The organism is Agrobacterium sp. 16-172Ci (genome assembly GCF_053522725.1).
Window position 1 is genome coordinate 1 of sequence record NZ_JBNWBW010000047.1, and the last position, 13,912, is coordinate 13,912.

Below are 13,912 nucleotides of genomic sequence, written 5' to 3' on the forward strand. Positions count from 1 at the left end.
ATAATCTGCTCTTCCGTAAATCTCTGCTTCTTCATAAGTCCGTCCTCGATGGGCCGGACTCTAATCCAATCTGGAGGAAATTCTCAGTGGCAGGTCACAGTTCCCCGCACTTTCCAAGCAAACACGGCATGGTGCAGCTTCAGAAAATTACGAGGCCGGGCCGAGTGGCTGCATCGCGGCGTCGATATGCGCGATGTCGCCGATGCCCATGTGCTGGCGCTGACCAATGCGGGAGACGATTTCCAGCGCTATATCATATCGGCAACCACCCCGTTTTCCGCCGATGACTGCGACAGCCTCGCCAAGGATGCCGCTTCCGTTCTCCGGCAGCGGACCCCGGCCCTCGCCGACGCTTTCACGCAAAGGGAATGGGCGCTGCCGGCAACGATTGACCGGATCTATTCGCCCGCTTGCGCCGCAGAGGGTCTGGGCTGGACATCCCGCTTCGGTTTCGGCGAGGTACTTGCACAATTGGACCGGCGCAGTCTGGAGGTCCCGCCTGTGGGCGCCAATATATGCAGGAAATCCGAATAACCGTCTGGCTTATGCCGCGATATTCTCACGAACGCCCAGAATGCGATCGATCAGGCCCCATTCCAGAGCTTGCTCCGCCGTCATGAAAAAATCGCGGTCCATGGCCGATTCGAATTTTTCATAGCTGTGTTTGCAATGTTCGGAATAAAGCCGCGTCATGCGGTGCTTGGTCTGCTTCATCTCTTCGGCATGGATCAGCATGTCCGACGCCTGCCCCTGGAAACCGCCCAGCGGTTGATGAATGTGGATGCTGGCATTGGGAAGGGCGCTCCGCTCGCCCGGTTCCCCCGCCATTAGCAGAAACGATCCCATGGAGCGGGCTGTTCCCATGCAGAGCGTATGAACCGGTGCGCGGATATAATGCATGGTGTCGTACATGGCGAGACCGCTGGTCACCACACCGCCCGGCGAATTGATATAGAGATGGATCGGCTTCTTCGGGTTTTCCGCCTCCAGAAACAGCAATTGCGCGCAGACCAGCGCCGAAACCGTATCGTTGACCTCGCCGTTGAGGAAGATGATCCTTTCCCGCAACAGCCGGGAATAGATATCGAAAGACCTTTCTCCCCTTGACGATTGTTCGACTACCATAGGGACGAGTTGCATCGCTTCGCGCATCGGCGAACTCCTGTCGTTGAAATGTCGGGGAACGTTCCGGATCAGGCGGCGAGCTTGATCGGCGAACCGTTATGGTTTGCGGCGGCCTTTATCATCCGGCCGGTATTGGCGGGCAGGTCGTGAATGATGCGCAGGCTGGTGCCGCCATGGGCATTCGCCGCGATCCTGAAGGTGACGGTGCTTTCCAGAAATGGCGGATTATCCTCGCGCAGCCGGTAGCGAACCTCCTCACCGAGCTTGATATCGATCGCATCGGGCTCCGCCAAAGCCTCCTTCGGCAGCCAGTTTTCACGAAATGCCGGAATGCTGATGGCGCGCCAGACCTTTTGCGGCGGCTCGTCCAGATCATATTCAAGCTCGATGCCGTTTTTCGGCACTTCCGATGTCTGCCTGTTCATTGGTCCATATCCTTCAGCAGGAGTTTGAGAGCCTCAATGCGCTGCGGCCAGTAGGCGCGATATTTGCCGAGCCAGGCCGCAATGCGCGTCAGCCCGTCCGGATCCACCTCATAATTGACGAAACGGCCCTGCCGCTTCTCGACCACCAGCCCTGCCCCGCGCAACACTGAAAGATGCTGCGACATGGCCGGCTGGCTGATCTCGATCCCCTCACGCAGGGCGGAAGCGTTCATGGCGCCATCCGCCAACTTTTCGAAAATGGCGCGGCGCGTCGGATCGGCCAGCGCCCGGAAAATATCGTTCTCTGTCATGACAACACATAAGCACACACTTATGTGATTCACAAGCCCTTTCGGCGCGTGGAAAACGCGTCTTTTTCACGCTGATGGCACGAGGTGCCGTGAACGCTTTATCCCCTCGCGCGTTTTCATCCCGCCTGATACTCTTCGGGCCGGGAGCGATCAAAACAAGTGACTGCATTTACGGTCTTCATCATCATTCTTCTTATGGTCATTGGACCGAGCCTGTTTGTCGTCATCGGCAAACAGCGGGAAAAGGCCATTCCCAAGCGCCCCTCCACCGCCCTGCCCCTTGCCGAAGACGCGACGACGCTGGACCGGCACTGGCAATCGATAAGAAACGGCTGGAACGAGAAAAATGCGCTCTGCCTGCTACATTCCAACCTCGATGCCTTTGCGGTGCGCGTGGCGGCGGCGCGTGCCGCCGGGCGCAGCCTCGACCTGATGTATTACATGTGGAATGCCGACCTGACCGGACGGCTGATGATGCGTGAAGTCATCGCCGCCGCCGATCGCGGCGTGCGCGTGCGTCTGCTGCTTGACGATCTCGGTGTTTCCATCTCCGACCGTATCTTCCACGCCATCGACAGCCATCCGAATATAGAGTTGCGCCTGTTCAACCCCACCCGGGCGCGGGAAAACATTCTGCATCGAAGCATAGAGCTGGTACTGCGCTTCCGAAGCGTCAACCGGCGCATGCACAACAAAGCCTGGATTGCCGATGGCCGGGCCGTGATCGTCGGCGGGCGCAACATTGGCGACGCCTATTTCGACGCCGCCGAGCGGGCGAATTTCCACGATTTTGATATTCTCGGTTTCGGCAGGATCGTCGCCGACGCTACGGAAATCTTCGACGATTACTGGAACAGCGCCGTTTCCGTGCCCGTGCGTTCGCTATTGGCGCGCAGACCGAGCAAACTCGCAAAGCTGCGGCGCGAACTCGATGCCCTGCCGAAAAGCGAAGCGGCAAAACCCTATCTGGAGCGCGTCGATAGCCAGTATGGCCGCGACCATTTCCTGATGTCGGACCGTCTGCACTGGGTCGAGGCGGCGGATATCCTTGCTGACCCGCCGGAAAAGGCGGCGGGCAAACGCCGCAAGGGTCATAACTTCCTGATGGAAAGCCTGCTGCCGCTGATGCAGGCGGCAAGCGACAGCCTGCACATTACCTCCCCCTATTTCATTCCCGGCAAACAGGGTGTGGGGATATTTCAACAGCTCGCAGAAAACGGCGTGTCGGTCGCCATCCTCACCAATTCGCTGGCCGCGACAGATGTGGCCGCCGTGCACGCCGGTTATGCCCGCTATCGAAAACCGCTTCTCTCCGGCGGGGTGCGCCTGCACGAGCTGCGCGCGCAGGCGGATCAGTCGAACTTCACCCTGCGAGGCTCGGGACAGGCGAGCCTGCACACCAAGGCCTTCACCCGCGATGGCAGAACCGGCTATATCGGTTCGCTCAATTTCGATCCGCGTTCCGCCTCGCTGAATACGGAAATGGGCGTCGTCTTCAACTCGGCGCCGCTGGTTGCCTGTATGGACGAGATATTTGCCGGCGAAATCCGCCGCACCATGAGCTTCGAGCTGGAAATCAACAAAGGCAGGCACATCGTCTGGATGACGGAAGAACAGGGGCGGACAAGGACATACCTGCGCGAACCCGACGCCGCCATCAGCCGCCGCATCGTTGCCGGTATCATGCGCTTCCTGCCGCTGGAATCGCAGCTTTAGCGGGAAAAGCCTGGGCTCAGGCCGCCGGCCTTACCCCCGCTTTCGCCAGCTGTATCTGAACCAGCGTATCGAGGTTCTGGTTGACCCGGCAATAAAACTCCTCGTCGATGAAGGGGCGCAGCATGAAATCATTGCCGCCCGCCTTCAAAAACCGCGCCGAAAGCAGCCGGTTGGTGGAGGAAGACACCCCGATGATGCGCAGCTCATGCGACCCGCGCATGGTGCGGATGCGCCGTGTCAGTTCGAAACCGTCAATATCGGGCATGTTGTAATCGGTCACCACGAGGCCGATATCGGGATTCGCCTTCAGAATATCGAGCGCCTTCGCACCGCTATCCGCCAGGCTGACGCGGAAATTATAACGCTTGAGACGGCTCGAAAGCAGCGCCCGCGCCGTCGGGCTGTCATCGACGATCAGCACGTGATGGCGATGGTTGGTGAGAAAGCGGCAGACGGATTCCGTCAGCATATCCACGGCGAAAATATTGTCCTTCAGAATATAATCGACCACATCCTTGGCGATCAGCGTTTCGCGCGTCGCCTCATGAAAAGTGCTGGTGAAAACGATGGTCGGGATCGAAAGATCGATCAGATATTCCAGCGCCTCGCCCTTTTCCGCCCCCGGCAGGTTTATGTTGGAAATCGCCAGCGTCACCGGTTCGGGAGAATGCTCGTAACAGGCCTGCAATTCCTCGAAATTGCGGCACACTTCCACGGTAACGCCCAGCAGTTCCTTCAGGCGCATGCTCACCATCTGGGTGAACACATTGGTATCTTCCGCCAGCAAGATGCGGCTGTTGGTAAAAGGCACGCCAGAATATTGCATGCCCGTAATGCCTAGAAAATTCATTCTGCCCCGATCCCCCATCGTATGTCAGGGAAAGATAGCAGGCTCATTTTTCAAAATCATTAATAACACTTTTGCCGGAAAAGCAGTTGAGCACATGCTTACCTAAACGGAAATACGGCCCGCGAGGGGCCGTATTCCGAGTTTGGGAGGGATATTTGTCTCAGGCGCGCAGAAGCGCATTGTCCGTGTCGAACGGGCTTTCTTCCACCACTTCGGCATCATAGGACGTACCGAGAATGCGGATCTTGAGCTTGGTGCCCACGGCCGCATATTCCGGTTTGAGCATGGCGAGCGCGATGGATTTGCCGAGACGCCAGCCGAAACCGCCGCTCGTCACGCGGCCCGCAAGCGCGCCGCTTTCATCGACGATTGCCTCCGAACCGCGCGCATCGACATCCGTATTGCCTGACACGGTGAGCGTCGAGAACACCCACTTTACGCCGGCCTCCTTGTAAGCCACCAGCGCATCACGGCCGATGAAGCTCTTCTCCGGGCGCAGGAAGCGGTCGAGACCCGATTCATAGGCGTTATATTCGACCGAAAGCTCGCGTCCCATGTTGCGGTAGGATTTTTCGAGCGACATCGACACCATGGCGCGGATACCGAAGGGCTTGATGCCGAATTCGGCGCCCGCTTCCATCAGCCGGTCGAAGATGTAGTTCTGCATCTCGATCGGATGATGCAGTTCCCAGCCAAGCTCACCCACGAAGTTGACGCGCAGCGCATGCGCCGTCGCCACGCCGACGGAAATCTGCTTGCCGGTGAGCCAGGGGAAGTCCTTGTTCTCAAGGCTGGTGCGGGTCAGCTTTTTAAGCAGATCACGCGATTTCGGACCGGCCAGAACCAGCACGCCGTATTTCTGGGTGATCGGCTGCAGCACAACCGAGCCATCGGTCGGTGCCAGACGGAACAGTACGTCGTGGTCATGGGCTTCGAGACCACCGGCCGAAACCATGTAGAAGCGGCCCGGCGCCCATTCATAGACCGTGAATTCCGCCTTCACACCGCCGTTCGGCGTCAGAAGATGGGTGAGCGCGATACGGCCACGCTTCTTCGGCACCGCATTGGCGAGAATGCTGTCCAGCCATGCCCGCGCACCGGGGCCGGAGACCTCCATCTTGGCGAAGGCCGACATATCGAGCACGCCAACATTCTGGTGGACATTCTTCACCTCGTTGCCGACATGTTCGAAATAATTCGAGCGGCGGAACGACCATTTCTCGACGATACGCCCGTCATCCAAGGCCGGCGCATGGTTGTGGCTGGTGATGACATCGGCACCCACGCCGAGATCTTCCTCGCGCAGCGCATAACCTTCCGGCGCATACCAGTTGGCGCGCTCCCAGCCATAGACGGAGCCGAAGACGCCGCCGAGCTTCTTCAGACGATCATAAACCGGTGTCGTCTTCAGCGGGCGGGCGGCGGAGCGCTCTTCGTCCGGGTAATGCATGGTGAAGACGTTGGCATAGGCTTCCTCGTTCTTGGCGATGAGGTAACCTTCCGTTGCGTAAGGGCCGAAGCGGCGCGGATCGACACCCATCAGGTCGAGCGTCGGCTCGCCATCAACGATCCATTCCGCCAGCTGCCAGCCAGCGCCACCAGCAGCGGTGATGCCGAAGGAATGGCCTTCGTTCAGCCAGAAATTCTTGAGGCCCGGCGCGGGACCGACAATCGGGTTGCCGTCAGGCGTATAGGCGATCGCGCCGTTATAGACCTTCTTGATGCCCACTTCGCCGAAGGCCGGAACGCGCACCATGGCGGTTTCGATATGTGGCATCAGGCGGTCGAGTTCTTCCTGGAACAGCTCATATTCGCTGTCATCGGAGGGACCGTCGACATAACAGACCGGCGCACCGACTTCATAAGGACCGAGGATCAGGCCGCCCGCTTCCTCGCGCATGTACCAGGCGGAGTCGGATTCGCGCAGCACGCCCATTTCCGGCAGGCCCTGGCGGCGGCGCTCCTGAATGGCCGGGTGCGGCTCGGTGACGATATATTGATGCTCGACCGGAATAACCGGAATGTTGATGCCGACCATTTCGCCGGTCTTGCGGGCAAAGGAGCCCGTGCAGGAGATGATATGCTCGGCGACAATCTCGCCCTTGTCGGTCGTCACCTTCCAGTGACCGTCTTCCAGCTGCTCGATGGCGGTGACGGTGGTGTTGCGATAGATGGTCGCCCCGCGATCACGCGCGCCCTTGGCGAGCGCCTGCGTCAGATCGGCAGGCTGAATATAACCGTCATCGGGATGCTGGATGGCGCCGAGCAGGCCGTCCGTCTCGCAGAGCGGCCAGATTTCCTTCACCTGCTCCGGCGTCAGCATGTTGACGCGCACACCGATAGTCTCGGCGATGCCGGCATAATACATATATTCGTCCCAGCGATCCTTGGTGCGGGCGAGACGGATATTCGAGACCTTGGAGAAGCCGACATTCATGCCGGTCTCTTCCTGAAGCTCCTCATAGAACTTCACGGAATATTTGTGAATCTGGCCAACCGAATAGCTCATGTTGAACAGCGGCAGAAGCCCGGCCGCATGCCAGGTGGAACCCGAAGTCAGCTCCTTGCGCTCGATGAGCACGCTGTCGCTCCAGCCCTTCTTGGCAAGATGATAAAGCGTCGAAACGCCAACGACGCCGCCACCGATCACCACCGCCCGTGCATGTGTCTTCATATACAGAACCCCTGAAAAGCGCCGGCCTTGCCTTATTCCGCCGACATTGGATGGGAGGAATATGAAGCGCTTGCGGGTTGTTCAGCCGCCTGATTGCGACATGGCCATAGGGTGCTGCGACAGGGAAGAAATTGCGGAGCACGCCGGATGAATGCAGCACAGCTTTGCCGCTCGTTTCTTCTCCCCGTCGGGAGAAGGTGGCCCGAAGGGTCGGATGAAGGGGGCAAGCTGTCTAAATACGTCTACCCTAGCCCCCTCGTCCCGCTGCCCGGAACTCGACGTCCACAAGCAACAGCGATCTACGCTTTCGCGTCGGGTTTCTCCTTCGGCTCAGTCAGCTTCTCGCTCTTCGAGGCCTCTTTCTCTGCCGTTGCCGCCCCCGTATGGGCCACCACCGCCTTGTCGCCCTCCTCCGAAAGCAGCGCCGCCAGCATCTGCGGGTTGGCGTCGCCTTCCACGTGGATGTTGAGGTTGCGCTGCGGGAACGGGATGTCGATCCCCTCTTCCCGGAAGCGCTGGAGGATTGCGATACGGAGCGCGTTTTTCACGCCAAGACCGTTGGAGAGATCGGCAAGGTGGAAACGCAGTTCGAAATCCAGCGAAAAATCGCCAAAGCGCAGAAACTCCACATGCGGCTCGGGATTGCGCAGCACCGGCGGCTGGGCGCGCACCAGTTCCAGCAGAATATCCATCACCTTCTGCGGATCGGAATCGTAAGAGACGGAAACGGGAATTTCCGCGCGCATGATGCGGTTGCGGTGTGTCCAGTTGCCGACCGAGGAATTGATGAACTCCGAATTCGGCACGATGATCGACTGGCCGCGGAAGGTTTCGATCTCGGTGGCGCGCACGGAAAGCCGCTTGACGGTGCCTTCCGTCGTGCCTGTCACCACCCAGTCTCCCACCTTGAAGGGGCGCTCCACCAGCAGGATGAGGCCGGAGACGAAGTTGGAGACGATGTTCTGCAGGCCGAAACCGATACCGACCGAAAGGGCCGACGCCACCAGCGCCAGGCTGGAGAGGTTGAGACCGGCCGAAGACACGCCGAAGATGGCAGCCACCGCGATACCGAGATAACCGATACCGGTCTTGACCGAGTTGCGCACCCCGGCATCCACCTGGCCGCGCGCCATGACGTTATTGTCCAGCCACTTCTGGAACCAGCGGGTGACGATGTAACCGATGGCGAAGACGAGAACGCCGCCGAAGAGGCCAATCAGCGAAATCGAAGCATTGCCGACGGTGATACCGGTCAACAGACGATAGGCCCAGCTTTCGATATCGCCCGGCTGGAAGCCCCAGGAAAACAGGATGAGCGGCACGCCGAAGGCAAGCGCGACGGCATAGATGCCAAGCCCCGCGGCGAGGCCGGCCTGATCGAGCGCCACCACGCCGAGACCGAAACGCCGCGCGAGATAACGGCCGGCAAGCGATTCCGCAAAGGCGCCCTGTCGCGAAATCGCCTTGCCCGAGAGAATGCCGATATACATCGTCGCCAGCACCGCGCCGGTGGCGACGATCTGCGTGGCGAGGAAGCGTGCAAGCCCGACATAACCCGTCAGGCAGGCGCCGATGAGAACGAGACCGCCCACCCGCAGCAGGATGACCAGCCAGCGCGGCAGGCGCTGGTTGCCGGTCTCGTAATCCTGCCCCTCTCCGATCACCGGCCGCAGGAACGATACGGTCAGCAGAATGAGGCCGATGATGATCGAGGCGAGGAAGCTTTTGGCAACGGTGACGATCAACGGCGAATAAAGCGTCTCGCTGATCGTGCCGAACAGGTAATCGAGCCCGTTGACGAGCGCCATCAGCAGCACCGCCGAGGACAGCGTGTGTGCGCCCTTGTTGGACACCTTCAGAAGCCGCCATTCCGGCTGCGTCGGCGCGAAGATCGCATAGCTCAGCCGTGAGACGAAATAAACGAAACCGGTGACCGCCATCGCCCCGAACAGGATCGGCGCGATATCTGACCGCAGCACGTTGAAATTATCGAGGAAGAAGGCGGAGGTGACGAGAAACAGGAACAGTGACAGCGACTGCACCATGGTGGACCAGAAGGCCACCGAAAGCCGTCTCAGATAGGAAGGCTCGCCCGTAAAGGCCCGCCGGTCCATGCGGCTGCCGAAAAAGCGGTAACCGCCCACGAGAAACAGCAGGGCGGCCATGATCGACAGCGTCACCGCCCCGAACATCGGCAGGCGCTTGTAATTCCAGACGAAGCTCGCCCAGCTGCTGAAAGCGTTGTTGAGGTTGGTCAATTCGGTCAGAAAGGCGGAGGAGGCATCGCCCAGTGTCTGCGCCGAAACTTCGGTGCGCTTGAACAGCGTGGCGGCGAAAAGCGCCCGGCGAACGGCGGTGATGTTATTGGAAATCTGCGCGGCATTGGTGGCCGTGCTCTCCACCTCGCCGGCAATCGCATTCACCTCGGCCCGTTCCGCCGTCAGCCGGTTTCGCTCCTCCGTCACCATGCTCGCTTCCGGCGGCTGGTCATCCGCAGGCGCCGCACCGAGCGCATCCAGCCGGGTCTTGATCTGGTCGAGACGGGTGCGCAGCTTGGTGTTGGCGGCGGCGGCATCGGCGGCAATGGTGTCGGCGCGGCCCTTCAGGTCCACAAGCTGCGCATCGTCGCTGCCGCCCGCTTCCACCTGTTTGGCGATCGCCGCGACATCGGCCTTCCATTTCTCCAGCTCCGCCCTCGCCTGTTCGACGGTCGAGGCCTGGATAGCCACCGGGGCGGGCGATGTTGTTTCCCCCTGCGCCGCCGCCGGCATTGCCGACAAAAGACCGCCGGCCAGAAAAAGCACCATGGCCATTATCACCGCCATGGCGCCCCTTTGCCGCCGATCCCGCACCAGGCCGTCGAACACCCTTCTGCCGTCCATCAATCCGCCGAACATCAACCGCACATCCATGCCTTTCGTCTCTTTGCGCCGCATCAGGCTTTTTAGCGCCTGCCGCGCGGAAAACCACCCGCATAAAGCGAGGTTTTCAGGAGTTTGCCTTGCTTTTCACCACGAGAATCATCACCTTTGATGATGCAGCAACATGGGAGGAAATCATGGAATCTGCTGGCATTGGCTGGATCGCAGCCATCATCATCGGTGGTGTCGCCGGGTGGCTCGCCGAACAATTCATGAAAAGCAATATGGGTGTTTTCATGAACATCCTTCTTGGAATCGTCGGCGCGATCGTCGCCAACGCCATCCTTTCGGTATTTGGAATCGTTTTGACGGGTTGGCTTGGTTATCTCATCGCCGGCTTCATCGGCGCCTGCATCCTCATCCTTATCGGCCGGGCTTTCAGGCGCGGATGAATAAAAGGAAAAATCCGTAAAACCCCGGATTTCCAGACTTTTCCAGCGCGACTGAAATTTTTTCGTCACAAAAATCGAAGAAATTTCATTTCCGCGCTGGACAAGCCCAAACTTCCCCTTTATACGCCCCCTCACACCGCCACACGGTGCCGGTCGGGTGATTAGCTCAGTTGGTAGAGCAGCTGACTCTTAATCAGCGGGTCGTAGGTTCGAGCCCTACATCACCCACCATTAACTCCTTGATTTATCATAAAATTAACGGACGCAGCCAGCGTCAGCCATACGGGCCGATGAGGCCCGGGGTAAGCTGCGAGCCTTGGACGCCGCCCGTTAAAAAAGGCGGCTTGCGCCGCCTCTGTGGGTGTTTCCAAAGCGCATTGTTCACGCGTAGCTAGAAGCCTCTCAGCGGCATTGCCCCGCCAGCTCGACACCTTCCTTGATCAACCCTTCATTGACCGCAAAACCGGTCTCCCGCCGGAATTTGCTACCGAGAACGGCAACCAGATTGCTGACATTCGGGGAGCCGTCAGCACCGAAAAGCTCAAGATTGTCATTGACCCCGACGTTCACGCTGGCCGCCATACCCCGCGCAACGCCATCCGGGCAATTGCAGCTCCCGCACTGGCCGGCCACCGGAGTGCCGTTTGCAGGTTTTGCGCAGAGAGGACCGTTGAAGCCTGCAGGCGGCTGCGGACCGCCAGTGCATGATCTGCCCCAGCCGTTTCGAACCCCGACGGTGCCCAGCGTATCGCACCATGGTGAGTAGGTCTCGGCAATCTGCATTGCAGATCGCAATCCCCTGCGGTTCTTAGAGCAATAATCCCGGACAACTGCGCGCACCGACCATTTCGGATGCTCGAAGATGGCATGACCGACCCTGTCGTTGCCAACTGCTCCCTGCCAGCTTCGCCCCATAACGCATCCGTAATTATTCATTTTTACGCAACGCAAGCGGTTCTGATGGCGCTGCAGGTCTGCCGCGTCGAACGTCAGGGATTGACCGTTATAGGTCAAATATTCGGAACCAAATCTTTTCCAGTCAGGAGCTGAATCCTGAGCAACGGAGGGCGATATGGCGAAGAGAAAAAATGCAAGCGTAATAAAAACGACCCTGATCATCTGAAAATCCCCCTTTATAACCCCGAAGTAATAAAACCATAATTCCCGTAAAACGCGAGTCATATTTAAAATTCGACTTAATGTTTTCATCAACTCGCTGCGGCGCGAAAAGATGTTCATTCCTTCTAAAGGCGGCCGAAACGGTGAATATAGATCTCTCCGTGACGCCGTTTCCCCAAAGCTGTCTCAATCGTCCTTATGATCGGGACCATGAGATTGCTCATCAACATATTGCTTTTCATTCTCGGCGCGGTCGGGAGCGGGATATGTGCGTTTTTATTATCGGCAGCGCTCGCCGATTCCGGATTTCTCGGCTCCTGTTTTGAAGGAAATTGCGCTTATGCGGCGCTTTTCATGGTGCTTCCCGTCACATGGTTCGTGCTTTTTGCGCTTTATGTGATGGCGCTGCTGATCTGGCGGCGAAAGCCTTTCCGGAACGGAAGGCTCTGAAAACTTAGATGGCGACGTCATCGCCGCCGCGCACGCGTTGACAGCGATCAAGACTTGCCGCTAACGTCCGCCTGCTGGGGGATTCGCTGCCAGTGATATGCGGGCCTCATGAGCAACCCGATATCACCGGCCTCTGAATGTGCATGTTCCGATTTGCGTCTCGCGTATGTGGACATGACGGAAAACAGGGAGACCAAAGGATGCGGGCCGCAATCAATTCCCCGTCGCTTTCGATCGACACCATGGACTATCAGGCCGAGTGCCAGTTCGCACTGGAACCTTCCATTCACGGGCTGATCGAAAAAGCCGAACATGCCGGCTGGAACCGCCAGCAAGCCGCCCTTGCCATCGTCGCGCTCGCCAGCGAGCATCTCACCGATCTATTGTCCGCCGGCGGCGCTCCCGCGCCGGATCAACGCCCCCTCTCCTGATACCCTCCTTAAGCCGGGCGGATCAGCGCCGGCGCCATCGAAACATCATCGCAAAAATCAACACAGCAGGTCCGGAGTGTCCCTGTAGACACTGCCGGAACAGGTTCGTGCGGTGCAGGCCGACGTCTGGGCAAAGTCGATCCCGCACGGCACCCGGACGCAGCCCGTCGCGCCGCGTTCACCGCGCCGGGCGCCAAACCGCCTGCCGCCAACCCCGCCATAGTGTTGACACAAGCCACCAATAATGAGAACATAAAGTGAACATTATGGAGGTCAGCGATGAACACAGCAGACGCAGCCATAGAAAATGCCCTTTCCGTTGTCGCCCGCTCCCGCGATATGCGCGAACGCGCGCTCGAGCGGCGGCGCGAGCTGCAGCGGCGAACGGAAGTCATCATCACCCGGCCGCTTTACGTGCTCAAAAAGAACGAAGGTCCGAAACAGCTGTCGCTGAAACTCGACAGCTAGGGCACGCCCGGTTTAAACGGAATCGGTGGGCGTGCTCTACCTCTCTGTTTTTACGCATTTCCGGACGTGAAACCGCTTCGCACTTTTACTGGAAATGCTCTACTCGCCGATGCAAAGAACCGGCAAGCGTGGCGCTGTGAAAGCGGAGGCTGCCCCACTTTCCTCCCGAAAGCAAAATCCCGTGCGGATCAACTCACGCACGGGATTTTTAGAATGAAGAGGTTGTTGTGCGTGTTTATTGCATGCGTTGCATTGCGGCTTCTGGTTCACCGGTCGTCGCAACCGCTGGCGGAAGGCGGTCGGTCTTTTTCAGGATGACGACTGGCTTTTCCACCGGATCTGTCGGCGGAACGATGCTTGCGGTTTTGAATTCACGGTCTACGGCAGGAACGGAAGCGTTGATCTGTTGATGACCTGCGCATTCCGCAAGCGCTGCACTGGCGGAAAAACCAAAGACAGCGGCGATACTGAGAACTGATTTCATGTCATTCTCCCTTCGCTCTGGTGGCGATCTCCAGTCTAGGTGGAGACGGGCCGGATTGAAAATCACACTTTAGAGACATCTAAAGCTCATGATCATTTCGGCAGTGGTCGTCATCGATGTGCGTGGCAGACAACAGGCAAATGCCGTCGCCCTTATTTCTTCCGCACATCCAGCGGATTTCGGCAAAGCGGTCTGCGAAATATCATCGCCACATAACTTCCCTTAAGAGAAATGAGGCTTGGCGTGTAAGTCGAAACCTTCGCCGTGTTGGCGGCCTTTATCGTTCTCCCCTCAGAGGAATTCTGCTGCATGGCACGCCTCCTTCCATGAGCGATAACGAAAATGCGCCGGTCTTGTTCCCCATCGCCCTCTCTTTGCTCCGAGAGAGGTCAAGGTGCTGCCAGTTGTTTCTTCTCCCCGCCGGGGAGAAGGTGGCCCGAAGGGTCGGATGAGGGGGCTACGGAACAGAGATGCGGAGAGCTTGCCCCCTTGTAACTTGATTTCGCCGCGCTGTGCTATTGTCGCTTGTGCGGTGGCGGATGGAAG

At 58.8% G+C, this 13,912-nt stretch carries 13 protein-coding genes, 1 tRNA gene and 1 pseudogene; 7 read left to right on the forward strand and 8 right to left on the reverse strand.

All coding sequences use genetic code 11. The features are described from left to right. Nucleotides 1–534: pseudogene (locus tag ACQZ40_RS25160) on the forward strand (hypothetical protein); the annotation flags it as partial. A gap of 9 nt (nucleotides 535–543) precedes the next feature. Here ACQZ40_RS25160 and ACQZ40_RS25165 read toward each other — a convergent pair. Genes ACQZ40_RS25165 through ACQZ40_RS25175 form a run of 3 tightly spaced genes read right to left on the reverse strand, consistent with a single transcriptional unit; the run spans nucleotide 544 to nucleotide 1,861 of the window. Continuing rightward, nucleotides 544–1,152 (reverse strand): ATP-dependent Clp protease proteolytic subunit, encoded by a 609-nt coding sequence (locus ACQZ40_RS25165; RefSeq protein WP_448748873.1) that lies wholly within the window; start codon nucleotides 1,150–1,152, stop codon nucleotides 544–546. A 41-nt stretch (nucleotides 1,153–1,193) separates the two neighbouring features. Next, nucleotides 1,194–1,550 (reverse strand): SRPBCC family protein, encoded by a 357-nt coding sequence (locus tag ACQZ40_RS25170; RefSeq protein WP_448748874.1) that lies wholly within the window; start codon nucleotides 1,548–1,550, stop codon nucleotides 1,194–1,196. Beyond that, nucleotides 1,547–1,861, reverse strand: a complete 315-nt coding sequence (locus tag ACQZ40_RS25175) for an ArsR/SmtB family transcription factor (RefSeq protein WP_003524773.1) — start codon at nucleotides 1,859–1,861, stop codon at nucleotides 1,547–1,549. Before ACQZ40_RS25175 ends, ACQZ40_RS25170 begins: the two co-directional genes overlap by 4 nt. 159 nt (nucleotides 1,862–2,020) lie before the next feature. Between ACQZ40_RS25175 and ACQZ40_RS25180 the strand changes: the two genes are divergently transcribed. Next, complete coding sequence (locus ACQZ40_RS25180) at nucleotides 2,021–3,577, forward strand: phospholipase D family protein (RefSeq protein ID WP_448748875.1); 1,557 nt, start codon at nucleotides 2,021–2,023, stop codon at nucleotides 3,575–3,577. Nucleotides 3,578–3,593: 16 nt separating this feature from the next. On the opposite strand, the gene ACQZ40_RS25185 is transcribed toward ACQZ40_RS25180, so the two are convergent. The 3 genes from ACQZ40_RS25185 to ACQZ40_RS25195 form a co-directional block, all read right to left on the reverse strand. After that, nucleotides 3,594–4,427 carry a response regulator gene (locus tag ACQZ40_RS25185; RefSeq protein ID WP_065655037.1) on the reverse strand — a complete coding sequence of 278 codons (834 nt, stop codon included), beginning with the start codon at nucleotides 4,425–4,427 and terminating at the stop codon, nucleotides 3,594–3,596. Between the two features lie 160 nt (nucleotides 4,428–4,587). Then, on the reverse strand, nucleotides 4,588–7,101 hold the full coding sequence (locus ACQZ40_RS25190; protein WP_448748876.1) for a GcvT family protein: 2,514 nt from the start codon (nucleotides 7,099–7,101) through the stop codon (nucleotides 4,588–4,590). Nucleotides 7,102–7,400: 299 nt separating this feature from the next. Further along, nucleotides 7,401–10,037 (reverse strand): mechanosensitive ion channel domain-containing protein, encoded by a 2,637-nt coding sequence (locus ACQZ40_RS25195; protein WP_448748877.1) that lies wholly within the window; start codon nucleotides 10,035–10,037, stop codon nucleotides 7,401–7,403. A 122-nt stretch (nucleotides 10,038–10,159) separates the two neighbouring features. On the opposite strand from ACQZ40_RS25195, the gene ACQZ40_RS25200 reads away from it, so the two are divergent. Together ACQZ40_RS25200 and ACQZ40_RS25205 are read left to right on the forward strand one after the other, a co-directional pair. Beyond that, nucleotides 10,160–10,414 carry a GlsB/YeaQ/YmgE family stress response membrane protein gene (locus ACQZ40_RS25200; protein WP_003524764.1) on the forward strand — a complete coding sequence of 85 codons (255 nt, stop codon included), beginning with the start codon at nucleotides 10,160–10,162 and terminating at the stop codon, nucleotides 10,412–10,414. Between the two features lie 155 nt (nucleotides 10,415–10,569). Beyond that, nucleotides 10,570–10,645: transfer RNA gene (locus ACQZ40_RS25205), tRNA-Lys, on the forward strand. A gap of 171 nt (nucleotides 10,646–10,816) precedes the next feature. On the opposite strand, the gene ACQZ40_RS25210 is transcribed toward ACQZ40_RS25205, so the two are convergent. Beyond that, the gene (locus ACQZ40_RS25210) at nucleotides 10,817–11,653 is read right to left on the reverse strand and encodes a hypothetical protein (RefSeq protein WP_271046528.1); all 837 of its coding nucleotides are present in this window, start codon (nucleotides 11,651–11,653) and stop codon (nucleotides 10,817–10,819) included. 78 nt (nucleotides 11,654–11,731) lie between these two features. Here ACQZ40_RS25210 and ACQZ40_RS25215 point away from each other — a divergent pair, with 78 nt between their 5' ends. The 3 genes from ACQZ40_RS25215 to ACQZ40_RS25225 all read left to right on the forward strand — a co-directional run bounded on the left by ACQZ40_RS25215 (nucleotide 11,732) and on the right by ACQZ40_RS25225 (nucleotide 12,882). Beyond that, a complete protein-coding gene (locus ACQZ40_RS25215) occupies nucleotides 11,732–11,983 on the forward strand; it encodes a hypothetical protein (protein ID WP_020810465.1) in 252 nt (83 codons plus the stop codon). A 200-nt stretch (nucleotides 11,984–12,183) separates the two neighbouring features. Next, a complete protein-coding gene (locus tag ACQZ40_RS25220) occupies nucleotides 12,184–12,414 on the forward strand; it encodes a hypothetical protein (protein WP_020810466.1) in 231 nt (76 codons plus the stop codon). Nucleotides 12,415–12,693: 279 nt separating this feature from the next. After that, nucleotides 12,694–12,882: a hypothetical protein gene (locus ACQZ40_RS25225; RefSeq protein WP_003524758.1), complete on the forward strand. Its 189-nt coding sequence runs from the start codon at nucleotides 12,694–12,696 to the stop codon at nucleotides 12,880–12,882. Between the two features lie 235 nt (nucleotides 12,883–13,117). On the opposite strand, the gene ACQZ40_RS25230 is transcribed toward ACQZ40_RS25225, so the two are convergent. Next, complete coding sequence (locus ACQZ40_RS25230) at nucleotides 13,118–13,366, reverse strand: hypothetical protein (RefSeq protein ID WP_271046527.1); 249 nt, start codon at nucleotides 13,364–13,366, stop codon at nucleotides 13,118–13,120. Between the last annotated feature and the right edge of the window lie 546 nt (nucleotides 13,367–13,912).